We start from the raw sequence: 24660 nt of genomic DNA on the forward strand, positions 1-24660 counted from the left end.
AATAAAGATTCCAAATTCAAAATATTAGTTTACAAAATTATCTTAAAAACGGGCCCGAAGGTGCCCATGAGAACAGTGGTAGTTGACCCTACTCCAATTTTTTATTTTGAGTTTTAAACTTTGATTTAGCACCAGGTAAGAGATTTATCAAAAAAGGTTGATACTACAGATCACAGAATCATTGTTTTGTCATCAAAGTCGAATCTAGTGGGATTCGTTCCGCCAGCGGTTCAGATTTTGGATTCCAATGCTTTTACGGCAAAACCAGCTTTAAAGATTACTAAATACAGCAATATTCAACATTCACCACCACATAACTCCAGGCTTTTCATTGAAGATTAATACATGAATTACCCAATGAAATACCGATTGAATCAAGTCAAAGGCGGACTAAAGTTCATGAAATTTTTTGGAACACTTGCAAAGAAGGGTAAATTTTACAAAGAGATTGATGACATTCTTGAGCTAGTCAAAGATAATCCGCAAATTGGAAACAGAATCCAGTATGAAAGAATCCCAAAATGCTACATTGCAGCATACGGCATTCCAAACCTGTTTCGAGTTGAGATTAGCAGGGGCTGGAGGCTAGTTTATTCATTTACGGGAAAGCCGGATCAAAGGACGGTATACGTACTTGAGATATTTGATCATAAGGACTATGAAAAAAGATTTGGATATTGAATTACTTTAGTTTGACTGACTCTTTTTCCAGTCTCTCAAACTGTGGACCTTGAGCAAATATCCAGAAAATGGAACCATCCTTGTCATAGGCGATCTTGTTTGATGCCTCCAGATATTCTAAAATCTTGTTAAATGTCTTGTATTGTAGTTGTTTTGGCAATGAGAGTCTCAGTTTGTTCTTTGATGCAAACTCGTGCTTTTTTGAAAGAATACCTTCTATCATCAGTATGGTATCGAGATTTGGGCTGTGACCTTTGTCTGTAAGCGTAGACATCCTCATTTGATATATCATAGTACATTCTTGTATATATACAATTCTACCTAATATGGGGAGGTGTGTAGCACAGGTCTAGATCAGATTGTTGAAGACTACAGTTATTGATCAAAATGAAAAATCAAGGATTCGGATTGTAGAAAAATTCAGAAGTGTCAGGGCGTCCGTGAGAACAGTTGTAGTGAACACCGTTGAACTCGGATTTTTCTTTTTAAAAAAAATCGATGGGCCCGAAGAGATACTACGTTTCAGCCTTAATTTAGATCCCGTTTTGTGTGCAATTGGCAGATTTTTGATTCTCAGTATTCTACAAAATCTTTCTTTTTGAAATTTATCTAACGAATCCACGCCTTGAGGTCTTTTAATTTAAGCACGAGCAGTGAATAAAGAGAATGGTTTATGGGCCTATGAATATCCACAAATAAAGATTTTACAANNNNATATGAGACAAAAGACATTGTAGAAAAAATACAGCGACAAAGCCCAAATGACAGACCCACTGCAATTGAGATAGGCGGGATAAGACGTGAAACCAGTTTACGGCAGGTCTTACACGACACCATATCTGGAAAAGCAATAGTGATTTTGCTTGGAGCAATCACAATTGGCTACATCATTGGGGAGCAAGGTTTTCAGTCAATTAAAATCGGTTTTGAAGATATGTTTTTTGCAGCACTTGTGATTTTTTTAATCGAGATGGGAATCATTGCAGGTCAGAGACTTGAAGACATAAGAAAAGCGGGTATTTTTTTGATAGCATTTGCAATTTTAGTTCCAACGCTTAATGGAATAGTTGGAGTCATAGTGTCAACATATTTGGGATTAAGTATCGGAGGAGCAGTCATGTTTGGGTTATTACTTGCAAGTGCATCATTCATTGCAGCTCCATCTGTTCTTAGAACCGCAATAAAAAAAGCAAACCCCGGACTCTACATAACATCCGCTCTAGGCATAACATTCCCATTTAACATCATCATATTACTTCCGATGATGTTCATACTATCTACAATGCTACATTCCGGAATGATGGATTTTTTTGGATAGGTGATAAACAATTATGAAACTATACGATGTGAAACTTTTAACAGTCACCTGCGAAATACTTGCACAAAAATATGTCAACGACATACTTGCAAAATACGGAGTGACAGGACATACGATATACGATGTAAGGGGGAAAGGTGAAAAAGGAGTGCGTGGAGAAGGCCTGCAGGATCAAAAAAACGTCAAAATTGAAGTTGTGTTAAGCAAAGACAAATTAGAAAAAATCATAGAAGAGATAACTAGCACACTATTTGCAGATCTGACCATCATATTCTACGTAAGCGACATCCAGGTTGTTAGAATTGAGAAATTTTTGTGATCACCAAGATGAAATTAGATGATTTGTATCCACGACAGAAAAGTACTAAAATTAACTTTGCAGGTTAAGAAATCATTTATTCAGATATTGAGTATAAAATGCCAATTTCTGCCATGACGAGATGTGATCTCATCATGTGCAGTTAGCCAATTCTATGATGATACCCGTGAGAAGAACGGGCAAAAAAAGCTTGAGTTTGCCTCAAAGAGACGGCATTGAGTAAAGACCGATCAATTGTTTGACACCAGCAAAGACATTGGGGAACACGGCAGGCAAGATTGATCCAAATAAATAATACAAAAAGATTGCCAAATCCATGTTAAAGTTTCAAAATAAAGTTATTCTAGTTACCGGCAGCGGAACCGGAATAGGTCAGACAGTTGCCAAACTGTTTGCGGAAAACGGGGCAAGCATAATAATTTTAGGCAGGCGAAAGGAGCCTCTTGAAGAGACAAAAAAGATACTTGACGAGATAATTGCCAGAGTAAACAGCAATGCAAAGGTCTGGCTGTTCCCAGGTGTCGACGTGAGCGATGAGGCAGGCGTTTCACAGATGTACGAGGAATTGAAAAAGGCAAACGTGATAGTCGACATTGTGATAAACAATGCAGGTGTTTCAGGGCCAGTAACCTGTTTTTCAAATGCGCCGCTAGAAGAATTCAAAAGTGCAGTAGCAATCCACCTGACTGGCACCTTCTGGACGTCATCTCAGGCACTAAAAGTAATGAAGCCAGGTGGAAAAATAATTACTATTTCAACGTTCTTCACAGAGGAAAGGCCGTTTGAGCAAAGACCATACAGATTCCGAAGTCCCTACACTGCGGCGCAGGGTGCAAAAAATAGGCTTGTAGAGGCAATGTCATGGGAACTAACCGACAAAGGAATAGTCTCAATTGCGACAAACCCAGGACCTGTCCACTCAGACAGAATTTACAAAACGGTTTATCCAAAAGCGGCCGCAGAATTTTTGCGAGTCAGCGGCTTTGAGGATCTCAGTCCGTCAGAAGTCGACGCTGCCAACAAGGAGATTGTCGGACTGCTTGGCGAAAGCGAGCAGACGGTAAAAGACGGCATCAAAAAAGCTGCACAAATAGTTGCAAAGGCAAAAAACGGAGATGCCGAAAAAATTTCCCAGACGCTGACAAGACAGTTATCAAAGATACAGGAAATCGCAGAAAAAGTACAAAAGAACACTTCGTTTATGATTGCAGACAGGCAGTTCCTGTCGCAGACACAGGTAGCTCAAACAGTCATCGCTTTGGCAGACGATGACATTGCAAAAACGCTAAACGGCAAAGTAATTCCAGGCGACAGAGTGTTCTATCCAGTAAAACCACATATTGCATCAGACGCCCCAATGGTTCATCAGCCAGACTTTACTTCACAGGTGTTTGTCTTTACCATAGACGCTACTGACAAGTCAGATGCGGACAGAGTATTGTTTTTGGGCCAGCATGTGGAGAAAAACGGCGGCAAGGCAGTCTGCTTTATTTCAGAAAACACACCAAAAGAATACCAAGATCAAATCAGCGCAAAGTTCCACTCGCATGTTGTGAATCTAAAAAAGCCCGAAGAGATGCAAAGGTGGCTAAACGCGGCAAAAAACATGGGCAAAGCATCCACCATAATCCACATCACGGGCAAAGTCCCGCAAAATCTCAAGATAATGGAATCGTCAAGAAAGGACTGGGACAACCTGGTTGACAAGTTCATAAACACGCCTGCTACGGTACTGCAATCCATGCTGGAGTTGTTTGTTCCAGGAGGCAGCAAAGATCCAAGGCTATACAAGAGCGGATCTGGAACTGCGGTGATAATTGGCCCAGACTTGCCCACAGGACCAAAGGTGTCAGGTGCAGACAGGGCCCGAGTCGAAGTGTTCCGAGGCGCACTCAGACCATTCACTACGACAATAAACCAAGAGTTTAGCGACGTGTTAAAATCAAAAATCAGGTCATTTTTGGTACTGCCCGGAAGCATCGAGGGGAAAGAATCAAGCAATGAAAAAATCGCACAGGCGCTAAACTATTTTGTCACAGATTCTGCAAGAAATTCATCCGAAGTAACGTTTTGTATAGATGAGACAAGGGAATAATGAAGAAATTTGCAGACCTCAAGGTAGGGGAGGAATTCCAGTCCACATGTACATTTTCAAAAAAGGAACTGGAAACGTATCTTTCATTTTCAAGAATCAAAAACACGATCTTTGACGATGATGAATATAGCACCATAGTGTCAGGTCGTGCAATCATCGCAAGGATGGAGGGCGAGTTCACCAGACTGAGCCAGATTTACGGCAACATGATACTGCTGTACGGAATGGATGGGGATGCAAGCTGGGAAAACAGAAACACGCGATTTCTCAAACCCCTGCACATAGAGGAGATACTGAAGATAAAGTTCACAATATCGGACAAAAAGGACATAGACGAAGACTTTGGCATGATAACAGTAGACTTTGAGGGAAAGAAAGAAAACGGGGACGTTGTCGTGATATCAAAGAAAAACCTGTACAGAATCAAAAAAGAGCCGCCGAGATAAAATTCCAAATACTCATCGGCACAGATGATGCCAAAAAAGTTTATTCTGGAACGGATATCGTTTCTAGCTTTCCGTCCTTGACTCGTATTTGCAGGGATCGGTTATCCTGGAATATCAGTGTGATTCCACCGTCTTTATCTGGGTCTTGGACTGAGACTAGTTCCTGCATCCTGATTCCGTCAAATTTTACCATGTTCGATATGAATCAGACCGTGTTATATTTTTAATTGGTCCTAACAGTTATGACTCAATTGCGTCAAGGAACAGTTTGATTGCGGCGGCAAGCAATACCACACAGATCAGAATTCGGATGTTGTTTTCCTTGAGATCGACAGATATTCTTGCACCGATTATTCCCCCAGCAAATGCTCCAATGCCAAGTAGTAAGGCATACGTAAAATCAGAGTGGCCAAGCAGCGAGTGCGCAATCATCCCAGATGCCGAGGAAAACATCAGTATTAGCTGAGATGTGGCAGTTGCATGTTTTACCGAAATCCCGATTCCAAGTATCATAAGCGGAACAAAGACAATTCCCCCGCCAATTCCAAAAAAGCTAGACAGTATTCCAGCAAAGAAGCTTATCCCAGAGGAAAACACGAGCATCTTTACAGTCATGTTTGCAGATTTTGATTCCAAGTTTCTTTTCAAAAAAAGATACAGACATGAGGCAACCAGTACTATTCCAAATAGTATTTTGAACGTTGAAGGCGACGCCTCAGAGGATATGAATGCCCCCAGAATTGTCCCAGGAACAGACATCAGCCCAAGTGTGATGCCCAGTTTGTACTCGATTCTTTTTTGCTTGGCATACGATACAGAAGACGCCACTGAATTGCTAAACGCGGCAAAAAGGCTACTGCTTGAAGTAACAGTGTGAGAAAATCCAAGAATTGTCATTACTGGTACAACTATTATCCCGCCTCCAAGGCCAATTATAGAGCCCAGAATCCCGGCCACAAAGCCAAGCGGGATTAGCCACAGATTTTCAAACATTTTTCATATGACTCTCGATTTGCTATTGAATCTTGCCTTGTGCTTAGGATTACAATGTTTTTGGAATAAAGATAGAAAATACAGTCGGGGCATTTTTGACTTCAATTGTGCCGCAATGCTGTTGGATGATCGCCTTTACGGTAGGCAGCCCAAGCCCGGTGCCACAGGATTTTGTCGTAAACAGCGGCTCAAATATTTTATCAAGAAGGTTTTCCGGGATCCCAGGCCCAGAATCCTCAACTTCAAAGGTAACGACATCGTTATTTTGAAAAAAGCGGATCGTGATTTGGCCTGAATTTTCCATGGCCTGAATCGCATTCATCAAAAGATTTGTAAAGACCGCCTCGATTTTTTTCATATCGCAGAAAAGACGTACGTCGTTTTCTGGGCGATTAATTTGTATTCGATCCGGAACAACGATTTTGTCAATTGATGAGTCAAGTATTTCAGATAACGAATATTCGTCACACTCCAAGGGAGAAGTTCGAACAAAATTGAGCACTTCGTCTAGCTGAAACACCATCCGTGATGAAGCCTTATCAATGGCACTAAACATACTCATCAGATCATTTGGAATTTTAGATGAGTGTTTTAGTTTGACTACTTCGATGGTGTTTTTGATTATTGCCAAAGGATTGCGCATGTCGTGTGCAAGTCTTGCAGACATTTCTCCAATAGTTGAGAATCGTTCTGCCCTGAAAAGGTCAGTTTGAAAACGACTCAGATCGCTTATCTTTTTTGTCAACGTGTCCAAGAGCCAATCCCGTTGCTGCGTTACTTCGTCTAGTTTTGCCATCTTTCGCTCCAGATCAACAATTATTTTACTCTGAGACATATTTTCTTGCTTGAGTTTTTGTTTTTCTGTCTCTAACGCCTTTATTTTGTCTAGCAATGCGTCGTACGAAATACCCCCCTCGATGCTCAGCGTACCACTCACACCCCAATCCCCCAAATCATGCCTAAATGCGCTCTATTAACAGTCTGTTTGTGCAAAACAGACAGACACTAATTATAGATATAGAGCTGCCAGAGGTAGCCGTCATTATTTGTCGTAAGCTCAAGTTGCAGTGTTTTTCCCTCCAGTACTAGCTGTTTTGATTTGCTGTGCGTTTGTGTGTCAGAGGTATGAAAATCACGCATGCCGTCAACCCAGCCATCTATGTTTTCAAAATTATCAGGTTTTACATCGGCCCAGCACTTGCAAACAAGTTCCTGTATTACGACATTGAATATCTTTTTGACAGAATCGATTTTTGACATGGTCGGATCAGTCTGCACTAGCACCAGAACCATTTGTGGGACGTCTTTTAGTCCCACCATGTGTATATTCCCAAGAAAATTACCGTCCTTGTCTTTTAGTTCTGTCGATGTGCAGTACTCGACAAGTTTCTGTTTTTCACTGTCTGCAAAAAAAGAACAGTATTGCGTTATTTCATCAGGTGTCTGCAGTCGGATAGGAGACGACATCGATATTTCGGCCTCAGATAGTTTTTGCTTTAAAATGAGATTATGTTCAAGATATTGTGAGGCAGAAACGCTTGCAGGTGGCGCCGCGTCGTTTGAGGACACAATTAGAACAGATATTATTGCTATTGCGGACATGATTCCTGCATAAAGAATCTTTTTGTTCATTTTTTGTTGACACTATATTCTACAGATAAGCCTTTCCAACAAATCAAATTGAAATTATTTCCAACTTTGAACTTTCTGTAATATCATACATATCTACAAACCCAGATGTCACTTCAAGAACATATTTTGCATTATTCCCATTTGTAAACGTGCATGTCGCAGTCTCAATTGCTGACTTGCAAGGCTGTGCGTCCTTTTGTATGTAAACCACATTGCCGTTTGCATCAAACCAGATAACATCCAATGCAAACTGCATGTTTAGCATCCACATTGAGCGTATCGCCTCACCATCAAAAACAAACAACATTCCCTGATCATAGGGCATCTTTTCTTGGAACATCAGACCGCGAGTCTGCAGTGGTCGCGTATCGGCAATTTGGACTTGCAGCGTAACACCGTCAATTTTCACAATTCCCATTGGGAATTTGGTTTGTTCAAGTTTGGCGTCCTTTGGAATCGAGATGAGGCCAGCTGCACCAATTATTATTGCTGCGATTCCTATCGGTATCAAAATTTGGGTACGTGTTGCCAATGAGATTAAAAAAATATCAGGTATTAAAAACCAAGTGCAGTCTAAAATACAGCATCCTTAAAGCTTGAAATCGTAGAAGTGTTGTTTTTTGTGGTTTTTCCTATGTCAGACAGTGTTGAGCCGTTGTATTTTTTCTCAAGATACTTGCCTGCAAGTATCATCGGGGCCCCAACTGCGTTTGTAATGCCAGTTGGCTCAGGAATCCAGAACACGATAAAGCCAATCTTTTGTATCTTACCTCCAGGATCTGGCGCTTTACGCAAAGCAGACATGGACTTTGCGCTGTGCTTGTCATCGATTTCAGATATTTTTGAATAAATGCTAGAGCGCCTTTTTACGGATTCGGATGCCAGTTTTAACTTGCGCAGTCTCTCGCGATACTTATCCATGCCCAGCATCATTTTTGATATTGTTAGTTAAGTGCAAAACCAGAAGATTAGTTACATTCAAGTCAAGATCAAATAACAAGATGCCAGTACACACAGACTAGATTATAAGACACTCATCCACTTACAAACCAATTTGAAGAAAAAGGACGAAATCAGGCTTGAATCCATAAAGGCTGCCCACAAGGCAGTCAAGCCAAAATCGGCAAGAGTCGAGGATTATCTTGAGGTCATATCAGAACTAGTCGAGATGAAAGGATATGCAACAACCCTTGACGTGTCAAGATACCTAAACGTGAGCGCCCCAAGCGTCACAAAGATGCTTCACAGGCTAGACGAGGGCGGCTTTCTGAACTATGAAAAATACCAGGGAGTCAAACTCACTTCAAAGGGAAAAAACGTGGCAGACACGATAAGGCAAAAGCACAGCACGTTATTGGAGTTTTTCGAGATACTTGGAATAGAGCACGAAACTGCAAACCAAGACGCCGAGGGAATAGAGCATCACCTAAATCCCAAAACAATCAGGCAGTTACGAAAATTCATCACGCATCTCAAATCAAACCAGAAATTCCTTGAGAGTTTTAAGAGTCTTTAAGAAGTATCTCGATGTCATTTTTTGAAAAGGCAGATCTCGCCAGCCTCCTTCCGGCGTCGGAGCGTTTTGAGATTTTTATCTTTCCGTGTCTTGCCACCCGTGCAGTGGTAACATAATCCCCTTTTACGTAAATGTCTGCAAACAAGCCGTTGTTTTTCTTATCTACCTGAAACAGTAGTGAGTTTGTGGATTCAGAAAGGTCAAACGGGGTGGAGCCCCGACTTTGTTGACTCGAATACGAGCCAAGAGAATCTTCGGATTCTTTTGGCTCCACATTAATGTGAACGTGTAGTATTTTTTCAAGATCGCTAATAGTAGAACCGCCTTTTCCGATTATAGAAGGCATGGAGTCCTTCCTCACCCTGACTCGAATGCCGCTCTCAGACAGTATCTCAATTTCAGGATTTGCGTCAAATCTTCGAATGGTGTCTCGGATTTTTTCTTCTGCCAGTTTGTAAATTCCGGATTTTGCTTCTTGTTTTGATACAGGCACAATCACGTTTTCTTCGCCAAACGTGTAGATTTCATACTCTAATGTGCCCGTCTCAAAATCACGAATTTCTATTACGGGCCTTGCCAAGTCTTGCTCCACCATCCCTGACGGCACCTTAACTTTAAGATCAAGATCATAGACTTTGGAGACATATCCGTCCTTTACAAAAACTACAGTGTCAATTACGCTTGGAATCATGCCTAGCTCTATTTTCCCGATGAACCTCTGGACTGCGTCAAGGGGCATGTTTGCGTGCACCACCCCAATCATGCCAACTCCGGCAAGCCTCAGATCTGCAAATACTCTAAAATCATCACGCTGTCTCACCTCATCAAACACAGTGTAATCTGGTCGCACAAGCAGCAAGATGTCAGCAGAGTTCTCAAATTTGCCATCAAGCTTTGTGTATTGCGTGACACCCTTGTCCACCTGCAGGTCACGTGGCGATTCGAATGTTTTTACAATATTTCCAAGCGACGCATAAAAATTTGCAAGGCTTGACGCAAGCGTACTTTTTCCAGAGCCAGGAGGTCCGGAAATTAGGACTCCCTCTGCTTTTTCTGAGAATCGGCTCATCAGTTTTTTTGACATCCCGTACTGATCAAGTGACATTTTTGTGATTGGGTGAACGATTGTAATTTCGTATGATTCTGAAAATGGAGGGTGTGTGATTGCAATTCGATATTCGCCGTACTGTACAACCAAAGCACCCGGCTTTGAGATCTCAATGGTTCCGGCATTTGAGATTTTTGATGCCTCAAGTATTTGCGTCGTTATGAGCTCAAGATAGTCCTCATCTAACAACTTGTCTTCAATTTTGACTAGTTCAAAATTGCCTGGCTTTCCTCTTTTTGCAAGGGGCGCATTTTGGTCTTTTAGGTGAACGCTCATAGTAGTTTGATCAAAGAATCTCAAGAATTCCAAAGGAGCGGCCAGTTTTTCTGATTTCTGATAGTTTACAAGAACGCCTTCTGCCTCAGCGGCTAATCCTTGCACATAATCGGCAGTATACAGTATTGCGTTATTTTGCTTTGCAACGTCTTTTATTATGGCGTCAATTCTCCCGCGTTTTGCAAGCCGGATATCGTCAAGGCTTGGTCTCTGCCCTACAAACTGAACTGGGATGTTGTTTTCCTGACACAGTTTTTGAATTTTCTTTATTTCCTCAAGGCCGATAAAGCCCTGTTCTTTTCCCTGGGACGCCTGAGACTGCAATTCGTCCAATCCTGCGACAGGTATGATTATCTCGACATTCTGAAGGCTTTTTGATTCAAGTTGCCTTGTAATGTGGCCACTGACAATCACGCTAGTGTCAATTACTATTTTTGACATGATTCAGAGGTCACCGCGGGGCTTTTAATCATAACTCAATGACACAAACTAAACTTTTCATACCAGATACGAAAAGATGGCGTGTGCCAGAGTTGGAAGAAAAAGAGGTCATAATCATAGAAGACAGCCCAGCAGTCGGCATTTTGCTCAAAGAGTTTCTAACAAAACTGGGGTTTAAAAAAATACACAGCTGCCAAAACGGAAAAACTGGCATTGAGACATTTAAAGAGATTATTGAGTCAGGCACGGTGCCGCTTGTTTTTCTTGACTACAACTTGCCAGACATGAATGCGTTTTCGATCATGTCGCAGCTGCTAAACATAAGGCCTGACATCAAAGTAATAATTGAGACGGCAAGGGACAAAACGGAAGAATCAATCAAGGACGTGATTGCCCAAGGTGCATACCAATACCTGGCAAAACCAATCAGACTGGACAAGATAAAGGAAATTGTCGAGACTCTAAAAAACGAAGAGGCGGCAATATTAAACGAAGAGATTTCCGCAAAGATAGCAAACCTAATGTCAAATACAACTCAGATCAGCATTCTTAGACTATCTCAATATTTGGGCAAAACTGAGGAGGAAATTTTATCAGCAATTAAGCAGCTTATTTCTGACAAAAAAGTAATTCAGATAAACACAATAAAAGAAATCGCGTGCCCAAGGTGCAACCATGTTCGCGTCGCACAGATGTTTCATTGCCCAAAATGTAATGGGGTCGACTTTAAGCAGGAGAAAATTATTGAGCACTACAAGTGCGGCAACGTTTCTACGGAAGCGTCATACGTTGACGACAAGTGCCCAAAGTGCCACCAAGTAATCAAAGTGTTTGGGGTTGACTACAGAAAGCAGGACAATTTTTATGCGTGCAACGAATGCAAAGAAATTTTTGCGATAATTTTTACAGAGTACTTGTGCTTAAAGTGCAGTGAAAGATTCACATTAGAACATGCAAAATTATTAACAAGCCAGGGATATTCTTGGTTGAAATAAAAGTTATTTTGGCGAAACTTCAGTGATCAGCTTCAGGACGTGATCAAAGTCAAACGGTTTTGAGATAAACGCATAAGCCCCTGCCTTTAGACATTCGTTAATTATATTCTGATTGTCGCTTGCAGTGATCAGAATTATTCTCGCGGATGGATGTTTTGCCATTACTTCTTTCACTACGGTCAGCCCATCTTTTTTTGGCATTGCAAGATCAAGCAGCAGCACGTCAGGACTTGTTTGGGAGAATTTCTCCACAGCCTCTGCGCCATTGACTGCCTCTGCCACTATTTTGTGGTTCCCAATTGTCAGAATATCACTTAGTACAAAACGAATCGCGTCAGAGTCATCTGCAATCATTACTCTGGCCATACCAACAGCTAAACGACATAACTTATGAAAATTTCTATTTTCGGCTAAGAAATGCAGAATATTTTTTGTCTAAATCGCTTTTTAGCGAGGCAAAATCAGATTCGTGGCCATCAATAGTGTCAAGCATGAATTGATGAGATTTCTTTATTGATTGAAAGAGATCAGGCGGCATGTTTCCAGAGATTGCCAGCTTAAGCAGAGCGTCAAGTGTGGACGCAACATCTCCAATTTCAATTTGCCCCATCATCGGCGCCAAGCCCTTTATCTTGTGAGTGTGTTTCTCAATTTCAGCTGCGTTTTTTGAAATATCCGAATCGCCAGAACAGGCACGCAGTAGACTGCCAATTTCAGCAATATCGTCTGAGACTTCTTTTTTGGCAACACGTAAGAATTCTTCTGACAATCACTAATGATAATTGATCGAGATTTTTATACTCTGTGAAAGAGAAGATAACTAAAATTGAAGATTATCAGTAAAACATACTTACTAATAGGAATACTAGTAGCTGTAGCACTTTTCAATTTGTTTATCCTGTACAATACACAGGTTACCACCACTAACGAATCATACGCCATCATTCGCGCAGGAGACCTCAAGGCCAAAGTAGAGACAATTGCAAGCCTTGCAAGCTCAATCGCCGGCGGGAATGAAAATGACAGAAAGACACTAGACAATGAAATAAGAGACTTTGACAACATCCTCAATACTTTAAAAAATGGTGGAACCATCAGAGGGCAGGCCATACCGCAGTTATCCAGCGACATATCCTCAGAGTACGAAGTGGTCAAAAAAAATTGGGAACTATACAAAAAAGAAGCATCGCAGATTCAGGCTTTATCGGTACACAATCCAGAAACAATGGCAGCATTAAACTACGTACTTGATAAAAATACAGAGATGATACTGACAACGGATTCGTTAGCAAAAGACTTGTTAGATCTAAACAGAGACTACAACAGACATAAAGAAATTGCAAGAGAGTTGCACGAAATTACAAAAACCATAGGGCAGGACGCGGTCTTAATTTCGATTGGACAGGAAAACAATACAAGAAACAGCCTACACAATGCAAGATTAACTTTTGATGTCGGAATTAGAAACCTGTTGCAGATACCATTGGACGATCTGGACTTGTCAGGAACCAACCTCAAGGCAGAACAACTAATCCCAATACCGAGGGAAAATTCAAGGTCGCTTGATCAGATAGATTTGTTGTGGGAGTCAGTGTCATTAAGGGTCAAGACGCTTGAAAAAAAATCACTATTTTCTGACGAGTTCAGCAAATCATTTTCAAGTCTAAACATGCAAAGAAAGTCACTGTTAGACTCGATTGACAGCATGCTAGACGTATGGAACCAGAGCAGGCTTGATGAGCGAAATGAGGGGCAGTTAGTAATACAGGCAATAATTGGAGTCGACATTGTAATTTTCATCATAGTGTTGTTTGTAATTCGAAAATCATTATTGCCGCTTCAAACAATCACAAACGCCCTATCCCGCATAAAGGAGGGGATTTACGGGGAGAAGATAAAGTACAGCTCAAGCGACGAAATCGGAGAGCTTGCATCCACATTTAACATAATGTCAGACACCATCAGAATAAAAGAAGAGGAGGCAAGAAGGATGAGCGTTGCAAAAGACGAGTTTCTTACAATGATTACCCATGAGCTCAAGACTCCCCTGGTCCCAATTCAGGGATACGCAGACATGCTACTTGGCGGCCACCTAGGCACGCTTACAGACAAGCAAAGAGAGAGAATGGGAATAATAAAGTCAAGTGCCACATCGTTGCTTCAGATTATTTCAGATTTGTTAGATGCTCAAAAACTTGAGCTCGGGCAGCTAAGAATGAAAAAAGAAGTCACGCCAATTCAGAATACGGTTTTAAAATCAATTCAAACACTACAGCCACAGATTGACGAAAGTAAGATCAAAGTGATAAACGAGGTAAACCCAAAAACAATGGTTGCACATGATGCCGACAGAATAACCCAGGTTTTGACAAACCTTATCAAAAACAGCCTAAAATCAGTAAAACCAGATGTCGGCATAATACGTATCACCTCAGCTGAAGACGCAAGCGAGGTGAGAATCACCGTAGAGGACAACGGAACTGGAATACCGCCGGAAAAACAAACCAAGCTTTTCACAAAGTTCTATCAGGCAGACGCATCACTTACAAGAGAAAAGGGAGGAAGCGGCCTTGGGTTATCAATCTGCAAGGGAATTGTCGGGGCGCACGATGGTAAAATTACGCTAGAGAGCACTCCGGGCGTAGGAACAAAGGTTACATTTTCTTTGCCAAAAGGCGACGGCAAGATGTCAATCTGAGTTACTCAAAGAAATCAAACTTGGAAAGCTAAATTGTCTCACATGCCACAAAATAACTGAAAATTTTTACGAGCATTCATGGAAGAGTCACATACTGCAAAAAACAGCGAGTTTTATGCAAACTGTAACGAGTATTTCACCGCTTTACGCAAACAGGGTAAAAATGATGACGGGTTTGAGGACGAGTTCTTTTACACAATGCCGGTAATCTCAGGAAGCAATTAACATAAAAGAACACCACGCTTCAGCAGACTAGTGCTAAAAGAACATGCCGAGAAAGCAATACAGTTTGCCCAAAGCAACGGCTGCTCATACAGCGATGCAAGGGTAGAGATCATCGAAAGGCACGGATTTATCATAGAAAACGGTCAAATCGAGCATTCCATAACTCGCCATGAATCCGGAATCGGAATCAGGGTGTTGTGCGATGGGGCATGGGGGTTTTACTCCACTTCAGATGTTTCCAAGATAAAAAATGGCGTCATTGATGCCATAAAGGCCGCGAGGCACAATTCGCAGAAAAAGAAAAACCCAGTCAGTCTAGCAAAAGTCCCAACAGCCGTAAGGAACGTCAATTACAAAATAAAAAAAGAGGCAACACCAGAAGCATTAGAAGGAATTGCGTTTGACTGCGACAAAATAATTCAAGGCAATAAAAAAATAATCAAAAGCATTGTGAGTGCGTCATCTAGTAAAGTCTCAAAGTATTTTGTAAGTAGCGAGGGATCTAAAATCATGCAAGAGTTTTCTGATACCATAATGGATTTGACGGCAATTGCACACCAGAACGGATTGACCCAGTCCATAAACACGACGGAGGGCGGAAGGGGAGGAGTGGAGAAAATTACAGATGACGCAGACATATTTCACATAGCAAAAGAAACGTCAGACAACGCAGTCAGGTTGCTTGATGCAAGACATGCAAGGGAAGAAAAAGCAACAGTCGTGATGAACCCAGATTTTGTCGCGCTTTTGACGCACGAGATTTTGGGTCACCCGTCTGAAGCAGACAGAGTTTTGGGAAAAGAAATGGCATGGGCAGGAGGAGCATGGTGGTCAGGAATGCTTGGAGAGCAGATTGGCTCAAAAAATCTCAACGTCATTGACGATCCCACGATGGAAGGAAATCTCGGGTGGTACGAATATGACGACGAAGGCACCAAATCACAAAGAAAGCAGCTGGTAAAGGACGGCAATCTTGTAGATCACATGCATAGCCGTGAAACTGCAGATATTTTCAATAAAACTCCAAACGCGAGCATGCGCGCAACATCATATCGGTTTATGCCGCTAATCAGGATGGCGTGTACTTGCATAGAAAAAGGCAACTGGGATCCTCAAGAAATGATAAAGGATGTCAAAAATGGCTACCTTGTCTCAAACATGAAAATACCCTCAATAGACATGAGGAGGTACAACTGGAGCATATCATGCCAATATGCAAACAAGATAGAAAACGGCGAGGTAACGGATCTTTTAAGAGATGTAATTGTGGTTGGAACTGCGCCGGAATTTTTTAATTCAATTGATGCGTGTGGTAAGGATTTTACAGTAAGACCAATTACTAATTGTGGTAAAGGAGATCCAATGCAGCAAATGATGATGGGTAATGGTGGTCCGTCAATACGGGGAATCGCCACAGTAAAAAGCACAGGAACGTAAAATGACAGAACTCGATAACATTCACAGCCAGGTCGTTTCTTGTACAAAGTGCGATTTGTGTAAGACGAGGACAAAGGCAGTGCCAGGAAAGGGAAACAAGAATGCCGAAATCGTCTTTGTTGGAGAGGCACCGGGCAGAAGCGAGGATCTGAGGGGGGAGCCGTTTGTAGGATCCGCCGGAAAAAAGCTTTCAGAAATGCTAGAAAAGGCAGGGCTTTCACGAGATGCAGTATACATAACAAACGTCGTAAAGTGCAGGCCTCCTAACAATCGCGTTCCAACGGAACTAGAACGCACCTCATGCATAGAATACCTGAATAATGAAATCAAACTGATAAACCCAAAAATAATTTGCGTTATGGGAAATACTGCAAGCAATTCAATTCTTGGAAAAGGAGAGATAACAAAAAACAGGGGAAAGACAATAAAAAAAGACGGCAGGACCTATTTTTTGACTTTTCATCCAGCAGCGACAATATACAACCAGGAGCTCATACCAGTACTGGAAAAAGACATACAAAATTTGGTAAAAGCCCTAGATGAAATCAAAGGCACCTAAAATGAGACTCTCAAGAGAATTTTACGCACGAAATACTGTAGAAGTTGCAAAGGACTTGCTCGGGAAAACACTGGTTCGTAAAATTGGGAAAAAGACAGTGTCCGGAATAATAACCGAAACGGAGGCATACAGGCACAGCGACGATCCTGCAAGCCATGCTTTTAGGAGCAGGACAGAGCGCAACAAGGCAATGTTTGGTGAAGTCGGGCATGCGTATGTCTACTTTACATACGGAATGTATTATTGTGTAAACGCAGTAGCAAAGAGCAAAAACTTTCAGGCAGGTGCAGTCCTGATCAGGGCACTGGAACCAAAGGAGGGAATCGACATCATGATTCAAAATAGAAAGACTGAGAATGTTTCAAACCTTGCAAACGGCCCCGCAAAACTCACAATTGCCCTTGGGATCACAAAGATGCATTACGGTGAGGATCTTGTCAATTCTTCACAACTATACATTACAGAAGAAGATAAGGTTAACGGAAAGATAAGTGCGGGTTCGCGAATTGGAATAAGACAGGGAACTGAAAAGCTTTGGAACTTTAAGATCAAAATCTAGCTTTCGTCGTCACTTTTCACAGTCCATGGTGCAAAGCGCCCAAGAATTTTTTCCCAGTCAAGTTTCAGCATCAACAGTATGGCAGCAGTCATTATCGCGGCAAAAACTGCAAACCCAACATACACCACCATTGGATCGTCGACATTTTCAAGAATTGGCTCAACGTATGCCATACCAAAGTAATGAGACAACAATACGACCACATAACTTAGAACTATTTTTCCAACAAAAGTAGATATGAAAAATCGCAGTGGGTTATACCTTGCAAGCCCCAACGGGACATAAATCAGATCATCTGGAATCGGAGTTGCGGCGGCAACAAATGCGGCTGCGGCGCCGTATTTTTTTACCAACTTTTCAAACGGCTTCATTCTGGCACGTGTTTTATCAGTCATCATTTTTCTTCCACCATAGCTTATGAGAAATATTATTTGCTTTGCAACAGTCGAGGTTATTGCCGAAATTAGCACCAAGTAATGGATGTTGAATTTGTCGCCTGCAGACATTGTCGCCAGAAAGATAAACGACGGCAATGGTACAAACGGAATTAATGAGCCAAAAAAGCTTACAAGTGCAAGACCAATGTAGCCTATTTCATCAGCAAATGGAAAAATCGCTGAAATATCCACATCCTGACGATTTGATTTAGACTATTAAACCATGAAACCACGATATTAAAATATCATAGTTCGGAGAGAAATGCAATTGACAAAAAAAGAGCTGCAGGAAATTTGTTACAAGATTTCAGCAATAAGTCCGTACATCAGATTTGTTGGAGTGATAGGAAAGAACGGCAAACTGCTTGCATACAAAAGAAAAGAGGGATTAAAGCCATTTTTGAATGCAAAAGGTACGACTAGCCAGTTCTCCCACATCGCAATTAAGACAGGCATGGAGAGGGAATTCGATAAAAGCTTGGGCCAAGTCGAATTTGTCTGGGAGGAAAGAAAAAAAGTCCAGACAATTTCATTTGCAATAAAAAAACACAAGGTTTGGGTATCAATTGACAAGAAGGTGATTCGCTCAGAAATGCTGAGAATTATCGACTCGTGCCTTCCACTAGTAAGAAATTACTCGTAAAGCCAGCACATCACGTAGCCTGATTCGGTTTTGAATTTAGGCGGATCTTTTTTGCATTTTTCCATTACATGAGGGCACCTATCAATGAACCTGCATCCAGGGTTTGGATCAAGTAGATTTGGCGGGCTGCCCGGAATGTATTTTGGTTTTTCAGTCCCACGTAATCGCGGAATGGATTGAATTAGAGCTTGCGTATACGGATGCTTTGGCTTCTCAAATATTTCACGCGATGTTCCAAACTCAATCATTTTGCCCCCATACATTATCCCAATTTTTTCACAAACCTCAGAAATTGTCGACAGATCATGGGAAATCAGCATGATTGACATTCCTTCTTTTTTTAGACCTTTGAGCAAGTTGAGGATTTGTGCTTGAACGAGTACGTCTAAGGCAGTTGTTGGCTCGTCTGCAATCATGATTTTTGGCCTCAACAGCAATGCCATTGCGATGACCACGCGCTGCTTCATTCCGCCGCTCAATTCATGTGGATATTTTTGTAAGACATCTTCTTTGAGTCCAACAGAACGCACAGCCCATTTCATAGTATCAGAATAGTCTCCATCAAAATCATGCTGCCTTAGAACGTCTGAGAGTTGCTGAGACACGGTAAAGACGGGATCAAGCGAGTTCATTGCGCCCTGAAATACCATTGAGATTTTTTTCCAGCGTTGTTTTTTATCAAATTCATCTTTAGACAACTCCAAAATGGAATCACCATCAAACAAAATCTTGCCAGAGACAATTTTGCCCCCTGGAACCATTCGGATTATAGACAAGCCCAGTGTGCTCTTGCCGCACGCACTCTCCCCTGCAATCCCAATTGATTCGCCATCCTCTAAACTAAAACTAACATCCTCTACTGCATGCACATTGCCTTTCTCTGTGATATAGTACGTGTTTAGGCCATCAATTGTCAAAAATTGTGTCATGCAGTCACCTTTGCCTTGATAGCAATGAGAAGCATTTAACTTTAGACATATAGATGTGAAGCAAAATAGTCCATATGATTTCAAGGAGAAATGCAGTCTTGGGTAATCATACCAAAATACCTCAACAGCAAAATCATGATTGTGTGGTTAGACGTGCTAGGTAAGTGAGTGGTACAGAGTTTAACCCCCGATGTCACATTCATGAGAAATTAGGACATATTAGATACTTTGACGCTTGCCGAACTACTATGTTTTGAAAAAGAAGATCCAGGAAGATACGGCTGGCAAAAAGGTGGGGATACCAACAATGACAGAAGAATATTTTCAGATGATCATGGCCATCTTAGTTTAGCTTAACATTATCTAACATTCCTACGTTCCTACCTAATTACACGTATTTGCAATTAATGTGGGATATTTGTAGATAATGTCTGTTTTTAATCAAATTATCGTCGCCTATTTTGTGAAATTATTTTTTATTACTCATAGCTACCCCACACCTATATGGAATGATGACTGATCATCATCATGGAAAAACAAAATATTCTTCTTGTGGATGACGATGCTGATCTTCTAAAGGTTATGTCCGAAGTGATAACCACGTTAGGATATGGTGCAATTTTAGCAAGTAATGGGCAGGAGGCTGTCTTACAATTTGAAAAACACATACCAAATCTTGTATTCATGGATGTAAAAATGCCAATACTGGATGGATTTGATGCATTTTTTCGCATAAGGAGTAAATTCCCAAATGCAAACATCATCATGATGACTGGATTTGCTGATCATGCCAGATGGAAGGAAGTAAAATCAGCTTGCGCCATTTATTTATTAGAAAAACCATGGCCTACTGAATTTCTCTCAGAATTAATAAGAAGACATGTAACTACAAAGGTATCTTGTTAAGATGATATTAATTTTCTAGCGTACAACTAAAACTAGTTCGTCTGTAAATATGAAATCTGTAGTTTAATTGATTAGACACGAATCAAACTAAAGTTAAATCTATGGAAAACAGACTGAATTTAGTTTTCCGCGATTTTCAAAAAATTTGTAAGTAATCTGACCATACTTACAGTTATGTCAGTAAAATTGACAACAACGTAAGCGCATCTTATATCATTGTACGAAGGTGAGATAGACAAGTGAAGAAACAGACAGTTAAGAAACATGACAACTTAATCAATACTGAGCAAGAACAGATCCGAAAAATTGCGACAAAAAATAACAATATTGAGAAAATAAACTTTTTAAAAACAGAGCTGGAAATAGCGGCCAATCAAATACAGATGCAAGATGCAGAGCTTGAAACTGCAACTAATCGAATACAAGTGCAAGATGCAGAGATGGAGAAATCTGCAAAATTATCCGCAATAGGTTTGTTGTCAAGTCAAATCGCTCATGATCTTAGATCACCCCTAGCCATAATCGAATCGGCTCTGTGGCTACTTAGGCAAAATAGCCTGACTGAAGAGCAAGATGACAAACTTCAGGTAATAGGCAGAGCAGTCAATAAAATGAAAAGCGAGATAGACAGAACGCTAAGCTTTGTAAGAAACACCCCATTAGAGATACAAACGTGTTTGATTTCAAATATCATCCAGTCCACGCTCTCAAACATCAATTTGCCAAAATCCATAAAGGTAAAAACAATTAACTGTGATGTGATGATAGTATGCGATCCAAAAAAATTAGAAATTGTATTTACAAACTTGTTCAACAATGCGGCAGATGCAATGAGTAAATCAGGTGACTTGATCATAGAAGTGATTGAAGACCAAAATTCAAACATCATTAAAGTACAGAATTCCGGCCCCACGATTCCCAAAGACGTATTATCAAAACTTTTTGTGCCCTTATTTACCACCAAACAAAACGGAACAGGACTCGGTCTTTCAAGCTGCCGAAACATCATAACACAGCATGCGGGAACGATAACTGCAAGCAGCGAGCCCACAGTCTTTACTATCGAGATACCAAAAAACCTGGCATCTATTGTTGAAAAAGCGTAATTTTTAAAACCGCCCCAGGAACCGATTTAAATTTTTTAAGGAATACTAGACGTTGTGGTTCTAAATTGATGTTCCAGTTGAAATTTTAGTCAAATTTGCGCTTTCCATAAGTTTATCTTTAGTTTCATTGCGAAATCGATTTACTTGCAAGTTCCAATATGTAATTTTGATGCAAAAAACGCAATCTTGTGCCCCCAGTGCGAGTCAAAGGTCGAGTCAGGCCAGCTGACAAAAGCAGACGTGGATGCCTCAATAAAGCTTGCAAAACTTGCAAAAACAAATTCAGAGATAGACAAGTTTTCCTTGTTTTCATGCAGAGAGGTGTCAGGTGATTTTGTACTATACCTGTCAAAAGCAGACATCGACATCATCAGACAGAGCAGAGTGCTCTACAGAACTCTGCAGAACGAGTTCTCAGGAAAAATTTGGCTCGTAGAATCAGAGGCAAACGACAGAAAGTTCATCGAGGATTTGTTCTTTCCAATAAGAATTCTGTCTATAAACGTGGTTTGGGTTCCGGGTGGAATTCAGAAAACCAAGGTAATCGTGTCTGGAAAGTGGACTGCAAAGTTCCCAATTGACATAAACAAGGTCATAAACATTGTAAAGCAGGTGCGCCAACTGGACATAGTAATAGAATTTGAGGACAGCCAGAGAAAATGAAATTCAAGAAAACTCACAACATTGACGAAATATCGGCAAGCATGGAAGGGCAAGATGTGGTAATCGGAGGATGGGTAGAAGACCTCAGAAAGCTTGGAAAACTGGCGTTTCTAACAGTGCGCGATGTGACAGGACTTGCCCAGATAATTGCCAAAGACGCCACAAGCATACCGGAGGACTTGACAAGACAGAGCGTCATCATGGTGAGCGGAACCGTCCAGAGCACAAAGGCCCGCGATTTTAAATTTGAGATAAAGGCAAACGGAATTGACATCCTAACAAAGGCGGTGCACCCACTCCCAATTGATCCAATTGGAAGACTAGAGAGCAACATTGACAACAGGTTAAACGCAAGAGCACTGGACTTGAGAAACCAAAGAGTTGCCGCGATTTTTAAGATAAGACACCATGTCCTGGCATCCTTGAGAAGAATCCTTTCGCAAAAAAGATTCATCGAGGTGACAACGCCAAAAATAATCGGCAGTGCAAGCGAGGGCGGCGCAAATCTGTTTTCACTAGAGTATTTTGGCAAAAAAGGCTACCTTGCGCAAAGCCCGCAACTATACAAAGAGCAGCTGACAATCGGCCTTGAGAGAGTGTTCGAGATTGCGTCGTTTTACCGCGCAGAAAAGTCACACACGGGAAGACATCTGAGCGAATTTACCAGCATAGACATCGAGGCAGCATTTATGGATTATACAGATGTAATCGATGTTTTAGAATCGCTTGTTGTTTCTGTGTTCAAAGACGTTGCGGAAAATTGCGCCGAAGAGCTAAAAATCTTGGAGCGGGACCTAAAAGTTCCGCAGCAGCCATTTGAGAGAGTCACGTATCAGCAGGTTCTAGAAGAATTGGCAAAAGAAGGAATTACCGTTCAGTTTGGCGAGGATCTTTTAGACTCGCATTTGAAAATAATCGGCAACAATCATCCAGGATTTTTCTTTTTGATTGACTGGCCTATGAAGCTAAAGCCGTTTTACATTCATGAAAAAGATGAAAACCCAGAGTTGTCAAGGTCATTTGACTTGCAGTATGGGTATTTGGAATTATCGTCAGGTGGAACAAGGCTCCACGATCCTGACAAGCTAAGGTCACGCCTTGCAGAGCAGGGGCTGGATCCTGCAAACTTTGAGGATCACCTAAGGGCCTTTGACTGGGGCATGCCGCCACACTCCGGGTGGGGAATGGGCCTTGACAGACTAATGGCAGTGATAATTGGAACAGACAACGTCAGAGAGGTAGTCCTGTATCCGCGAGACCCGGAAAGACTAAGCCCATAAAAAGATAAATTCAAAGAAAAGAGAAAAAACCCTAATTGGTAACTTGCGAATTTTGCAGCTCTAGGTTCGGCGACAGAAAATGCTATTTCTGCCAAAAGCAAGTTTGCACATCTTGTATGACAGATGACAGAACTAGATGCAAAAAATGCTACATCGACAAGCGAAAACTGGGCTTAAAGGCAACAATTAAGAAAAATAAGATAATCGTAGGATTTGTGGCATTTGTGTGGTTTTACGCAGTGTTCCCAGGGCCGCTTATCCCAGGACTCCATCAGGGGTACTATGTCGTTTTTGTGATCGCGGCAATAGTATGCATGATACCGCTTTGCCTGATGATGTTTTTCTGGTCAAGGAATCCCCCTGCATCAGATGTATGATTACAGTAAAGAAACGATTTCCCTTGTGAATTCCGACGTGGTCTTTGTCCCACCAATGTCACAAGTCTTGACTCCCTTGTTCACCACACCATATACGGCAGATTCTAATTTCTTGGCAACTTCAAAACATTTCGGATCGTTGTGTTTTGCACCTAGCCACTCTAACATCATCTTTGCAGACAAGATAAAAGAAGACGGGTTTGCAATTCCTTTTCCGGCAATGTCAAATGCCGCGCCATGCACTGGCTCAAATAACGCAAAGTCATCTCCAATGTTCGCAGCTGGCGCCATGCCCAATCCACCCACCACTTCGGAAGATTCGTCAGATAAAATGTCGCCAAATAGGTTAGTGGTAACAATAACATCGAAGGTTTCAGGACGTCTAATCAGATTCATTGCGCACGCATCAACATACATTTGATCAAACGATATGTCAGGATAGGATTTTGCGACATCGGCACAAACTCTAGAAAATAGACCGTCGGTCTTTCTCATGACGTTTGACTTGTGGACGCATGTGACGCGTTTTTTTCCATTTCTTATTCTTGCGGTTTCAAATGCATATTTTGCAATCTTTGCAGATGCCTTTTCGGAGATAATCCTAAATGCAACTGCGGCGCCCTGCACCTCAAACTCCTGTCCAGTGTACAAGTCCTCCGTGTTTTCCCGAACAATCACCATATCAATTCCATCCTTTAGGGCATTCATGCCAGGATAGGATTTTGCAGGCCGAATATTTGCATACAGGTCAAGCATTCTTCGCAATACCACAATCACGTCAGCTGCAGATTCTCCGACTGGCGCCTTCATGCACACGTCAGATTTTTTGATTGCATCTAGCGTCTGATCAGGCAATGCCTTTCCAAATTTTTCCAACGCAATATCGCCCGCAAGTAATTTTTCTACACTAAACTTAACATCTAATTTATCATGGATTGTGTTCAATACAGAAATTACGGATTCTGATAATTCAGGCCCGATACCATCGCCAGTGATTAATGAAATCTTGTACATGACTAGT

Annotated in this window: 31 protein-coding genes; 18 read left to right on the forward strand and 13 right to left on the reverse strand. The window is 41.4% G+C overall.

Annotated elements, in window-relative coordinates:
• Nucleotides 1-345: 345 nt before the first annotated feature.
• Complete coding sequence (locus NKMY2_RS07955; protein WP_157832499.1) at nucleotides 346-681, forward strand: type II toxin-antitoxin system RelE/ParE family toxin; 336 nt, start codon at nucleotides 346-348, stop codon at nucleotides 679-681.
• 1 nt (nucleotide 682) lies between these two features.
• On the opposite strand, the gene NKMY2_RS07960 is transcribed toward NKMY2_RS07955, so the two are convergent.
• Nucleotides 683-961, reverse strand: coding sequence for a hypothetical protein (locus NKMY2_RS07960; RefSeq protein ID WP_157832500.1), 279 nt, complete (start codon nucleotides 959-961; stop codon nucleotides 683-685).
• Nucleotides 962-1474: 513 nt separating this feature from the next.
• Here NKMY2_RS07960 and NKMY2_RS07970 point away from each other — a divergent pair.
• From NKMY2_RS07970 to NKMY2_RS07985, 4 genes are all read left to right on the forward strand, one after another.
• Entirely contained in the window at nucleotides 1475-1999 is a 525-nt protein-coding gene (locus NKMY2_RS07970; RefSeq protein ID WP_255347577.1) for a sodium-dependent bicarbonate transport family permease, read from the forward strand.
• Between the two features lie 13 nt (nucleotides 2000-2012).
• On the forward strand, nucleotides 2013-2318 hold the full coding sequence (locus NKMY2_RS07975; RefSeq protein WP_042686892.1) for a DUF3240 family protein: 306 nt from the start codon (nucleotides 2013-2015) through the stop codon (nucleotides 2316-2318).
• Nucleotides 2319-2634: 316 nt separating this feature from the next.
• The gene (locus NKMY2_RS07980; RefSeq protein ID WP_042686894.1) at nucleotides 2635-4413 is read left to right on the forward strand and encodes an SDR family oxidoreductase; all 1779 of its coding nucleotides are present in this window, start codon (nucleotides 2635-2637) and stop codon (nucleotides 4411-4413) included.
• Nucleotides 4413-4859, forward strand: coding sequence for a hotdog family protein (locus tag NKMY2_RS07985; RefSeq protein ID WP_042686896.1), 447 nt, complete (start codon nucleotides 4413-4415; stop codon nucleotides 4857-4859). Before NKMY2_RS07980 ends, NKMY2_RS07985 begins: the two co-directional genes overlap by 1 nt.
• Before the next feature lie 40 nt (nucleotides 4860-4899).
• Here NKMY2_RS07985 and NKMY2_RS10905 read toward each other — a convergent pair whose 3' ends face one another.
• The 6 genes from NKMY2_RS10905 to NKMY2_RS08010 all read right to left on the reverse strand — a co-directional run bounded on the left by NKMY2_RS10905 (nucleotide 4900) and on the right by NKMY2_RS08010 (nucleotide 8405).
• Entirely contained in the window at nucleotides 4900-5052 is a 153-nt protein-coding gene (locus NKMY2_RS10905; RefSeq protein WP_177316536.1) for a hypothetical protein, read from the reverse strand.
• 47 nt (nucleotides 5053-5099) lie between these two features.
• Nucleotides 5100-5852 carry a sulfite exporter TauE/SafE family protein gene (locus NKMY2_RS07990; protein WP_042686898.1) on the reverse strand — a complete coding sequence of 251 codons (753 nt, stop codon included), beginning with the start codon at nucleotides 5850-5852 and terminating at the stop codon, nucleotides 5100-5102.
• A gap of 49 nt (nucleotides 5853-5901) precedes the next feature.
• Entirely contained in the window at nucleotides 5902-6789 is an 888-nt protein-coding gene (locus NKMY2_RS07995) for a sensor histidine kinase (RefSeq protein ID WP_052347644.1), read from the reverse strand.
• A gap of 68 nt (nucleotides 6790-6857) precedes the next feature.
• The gene (locus tag NKMY2_RS08000) at nucleotides 6858-7484 is read right to left on the reverse strand and encodes a hypothetical protein (protein ID WP_052347646.1); all 627 of its coding nucleotides are present in this window, start codon (nucleotides 7482-7484) and stop codon (nucleotides 6858-6860) included.
• Nucleotides 7485-7527: 43 nt separating this feature from the next.
• A complete protein-coding gene (locus NKMY2_RS08005; RefSeq protein ID WP_042686900.1) occupies nucleotides 7528-8016 on the reverse strand; it encodes a DUF192 domain-containing protein in 489 nt (162 codons plus the stop codon).
• A gap of 41 nt (nucleotides 8017-8057) precedes the next feature.
• Nucleotides 8058-8405, reverse strand: a complete 348-nt coding sequence (locus tag NKMY2_RS08010; RefSeq protein ID WP_042687309.1) for a hypothetical protein — start codon at nucleotides 8403-8405, stop codon at nucleotides 8058-8060.
• 133 nt (nucleotides 8406-8538) lie between these two features.
• Between NKMY2_RS08010 and NKMY2_RS08015 the strand changes: the two genes are divergently transcribed.
• A complete protein-coding gene (locus NKMY2_RS08015) occupies nucleotides 8539-9000 on the forward strand; it encodes a metal-dependent transcriptional regulator (RefSeq protein ID WP_042686902.1) in 462 nt (153 codons plus the stop codon).
• Here NKMY2_RS08015 and NKMY2_RS08020 read toward each other — a convergent pair.
• Complete coding sequence (locus tag NKMY2_RS08020) at nucleotides 8987-10825, reverse strand: PINc/VapC family ATPase (protein ID WP_042686904.1); 1839 nt, start codon at nucleotides 10823-10825, stop codon at nucleotides 8987-8989. The genes NKMY2_RS08015 and NKMY2_RS08020 overlap by 14 nt on opposite strands.
• A gap of 83 nt (nucleotides 10826-10908) precedes the next feature.
• Here NKMY2_RS08020 and NKMY2_RS08025 point away from each other — a divergent pair, with 83 nt between their 5' ends.
• Entirely contained in the window at nucleotides 10909-11820 is a 912-nt protein-coding gene (locus NKMY2_RS08025; protein WP_177316537.1) for a TackOD1 domain-containing metal-binding protein, read from the forward strand.
• A 3-nt stretch (nucleotides 11821-11823) separates the two neighbouring features.
• On the opposite strand, the gene NKMY2_RS08030 is transcribed toward NKMY2_RS08025, so the two are convergent.
• Together NKMY2_RS08030 and NKMY2_RS10325 are read right to left on the reverse strand one after the other, a co-directional pair.
• Entirely contained in the window at nucleotides 11824-12186 is a 363-nt protein-coding gene (locus NKMY2_RS08030) for a response regulator (protein WP_042686906.1), read from the reverse strand.
• Nucleotides 12187-12220: 34 nt separating this feature from the next.
• Nucleotides 12221-12589 (reverse strand): Hpt domain-containing protein, encoded by a 369-nt coding sequence (locus NKMY2_RS10325; RefSeq protein ID WP_052347648.1) that lies wholly within the window; start codon nucleotides 12587-12589, stop codon nucleotides 12221-12223.
• Between the two features lie 57 nt (nucleotides 12590-12646).
• Here NKMY2_RS10325 and NKMY2_RS08040 point away from each other — a divergent pair, with 57 nt between their 5' ends.
• The 5 genes from NKMY2_RS08040 (at nucleotide 12647) to NKMY2_RS08055 (ending at nucleotide 17298) form a co-directional block, all read left to right on the forward strand.
• Nucleotides 12647-14518, forward strand: coding sequence for an ATP-binding protein (locus NKMY2_RS08040; RefSeq protein WP_052347651.1), 1872 nt, complete (start codon nucleotides 12647-12649; stop codon nucleotides 14516-14518).
• 78 nt (nucleotides 14519-14596) lie between these two features.
• A complete protein-coding gene (locus tag NKMY2_RS10910) occupies nucleotides 14597-14743 on the forward strand; it encodes a hypothetical protein (protein ID WP_177316538.1) in 147 nt (48 codons plus the stop codon).
• A 30-nt stretch (nucleotides 14744-14773) separates the two neighbouring features.
• Entirely contained in the window at nucleotides 14774-16180 is a 1407-nt protein-coding gene (locus tag NKMY2_RS08045) for a TldD/PmbA family protein (protein WP_042686908.1), read from the forward strand.
• 1 nt (nucleotide 16181) lies between these two features.
• Entirely contained in the window at nucleotides 16182-16739 is a 558-nt protein-coding gene (locus tag NKMY2_RS08050; RefSeq protein WP_042686910.1) for a uracil-DNA glycosylase, read from the forward strand.
• Nucleotides 16720-17298, forward strand: coding sequence for a DNA-3-methyladenine glycosylase (locus NKMY2_RS08055; protein WP_238549811.1), 579 nt, complete (start codon nucleotides 16720-16722; stop codon nucleotides 17296-17298). Before NKMY2_RS08050 ends, NKMY2_RS08055 begins: the two co-directional genes overlap by 20 nt.
• Here NKMY2_RS08055 and NKMY2_RS08060 read toward each other — a convergent pair.
• Nucleotides 17295-17927, reverse strand: a complete 633-nt coding sequence (locus tag NKMY2_RS08060) for a YqaA family protein (RefSeq protein ID WP_042686912.1) — start codon at nucleotides 17925-17927, stop codon at nucleotides 17295-17297. The two genes, NKMY2_RS08055 and NKMY2_RS08060, sit on opposite strands and share 4 nt — an antisense overlap.
• A 70-nt stretch (nucleotides 17928-17997) precedes the next feature.
• On the opposite strand from NKMY2_RS08060, the gene NKMY2_RS08065 reads away from it, so the two are divergent.
• Nucleotides 17998-18378: a DUF6659 family protein gene (locus NKMY2_RS08065; RefSeq protein ID WP_420887352.1), complete on the forward strand. Its 381-nt coding sequence runs from the start codon at nucleotides 17998-18000 to the stop codon at nucleotides 18376-18378.
• Here NKMY2_RS08065 and NKMY2_RS08070 read toward each other — a convergent pair.
• Nucleotides 18369-19307 (reverse strand): ABC transporter ATP-binding protein, encoded by a 939-nt coding sequence (locus NKMY2_RS08070; protein ID WP_042686914.1) that lies wholly within the window; start codon nucleotides 19305-19307, stop codon nucleotides 18369-18371. The two genes, NKMY2_RS08065 and NKMY2_RS08070, sit on opposite strands and share 10 nt — an antisense overlap.
• 528 nt (nucleotides 19308-19835) lie before the next feature.
• Here NKMY2_RS08070 and NKMY2_RS08075 point away from each other — a divergent pair.
• From NKMY2_RS08075 to NKMY2_RS08095, 5 genes are all read left to right on the forward strand, one after another.
• Nucleotides 19836-20213 (forward strand): response regulator, encoded by a 378-nt coding sequence (locus NKMY2_RS08075; protein ID WP_042686916.1) that lies wholly within the window; start codon nucleotides 19836-19838, stop codon nucleotides 20211-20213.
• A gap of 239 nt (nucleotides 20214-20452) precedes the next feature.
• On the forward strand, nucleotides 20453-21319 hold the full coding sequence (locus NKMY2_RS08080; RefSeq protein WP_052347653.1) for a sensor histidine kinase: 867 nt from the start codon (nucleotides 20453-20455) through the stop codon (nucleotides 21317-21319).
• A gap of 144 nt (nucleotides 21320-21463) precedes the next feature.
• Nucleotides 21464-21982, forward strand: a complete 519-nt coding sequence (locus tag NKMY2_RS08085) for a transcription elongation factor NusA (protein WP_042686919.1) — start codon at nucleotides 21464-21466, stop codon at nucleotides 21980-21982.
• Nucleotides 21979-23262, forward strand: coding sequence for an aspartate--tRNA(Asn) ligase (aspS, locus tag NKMY2_RS08090; RefSeq protein ID WP_042686921.1), 1284 nt, complete (start codon nucleotides 21979-21981; stop codon nucleotides 23260-23262). The genes NKMY2_RS08085 and aspS overlap by 4 nt, the downstream gene beginning before the upstream one ends.
• Before the next feature lie 116 nt (nucleotides 23263-23378).
• Nucleotides 23379-23639: a hypothetical protein gene (locus NKMY2_RS08095; protein WP_042686924.1), complete on the forward strand. Its 261-nt coding sequence runs from the start codon at nucleotides 23379-23381 to the stop codon at nucleotides 23637-23639.
• Here NKMY2_RS08095 and NKMY2_RS08100 read toward each other — a convergent pair whose 3' ends face one another.
• Nucleotides 23640-24653 carry an isocitrate/isopropylmalate dehydrogenase family protein gene (locus NKMY2_RS08100; RefSeq protein WP_042686926.1) on the reverse strand — a complete coding sequence of 338 codons (1014 nt, stop codon included), beginning with the start codon at nucleotides 24651-24653 and terminating at the stop codon, nucleotides 23640-23642.
• Between the last annotated feature and the right edge of the window lie 7 nt (nucleotides 24654-24660).

Origin of the sequence: Candidatus Nitrosotenuis chungbukensis, from assembly GCF_000685395.1 — an archaeon.
In the GTDB taxonomy this organism is placed as follows: domain Archaea; phylum Thermoproteota; class Nitrososphaeria; order Nitrososphaerales; family Nitrosopumilaceae; genus Nitrosotenuis; species Nitrosotenuis chungbukensis.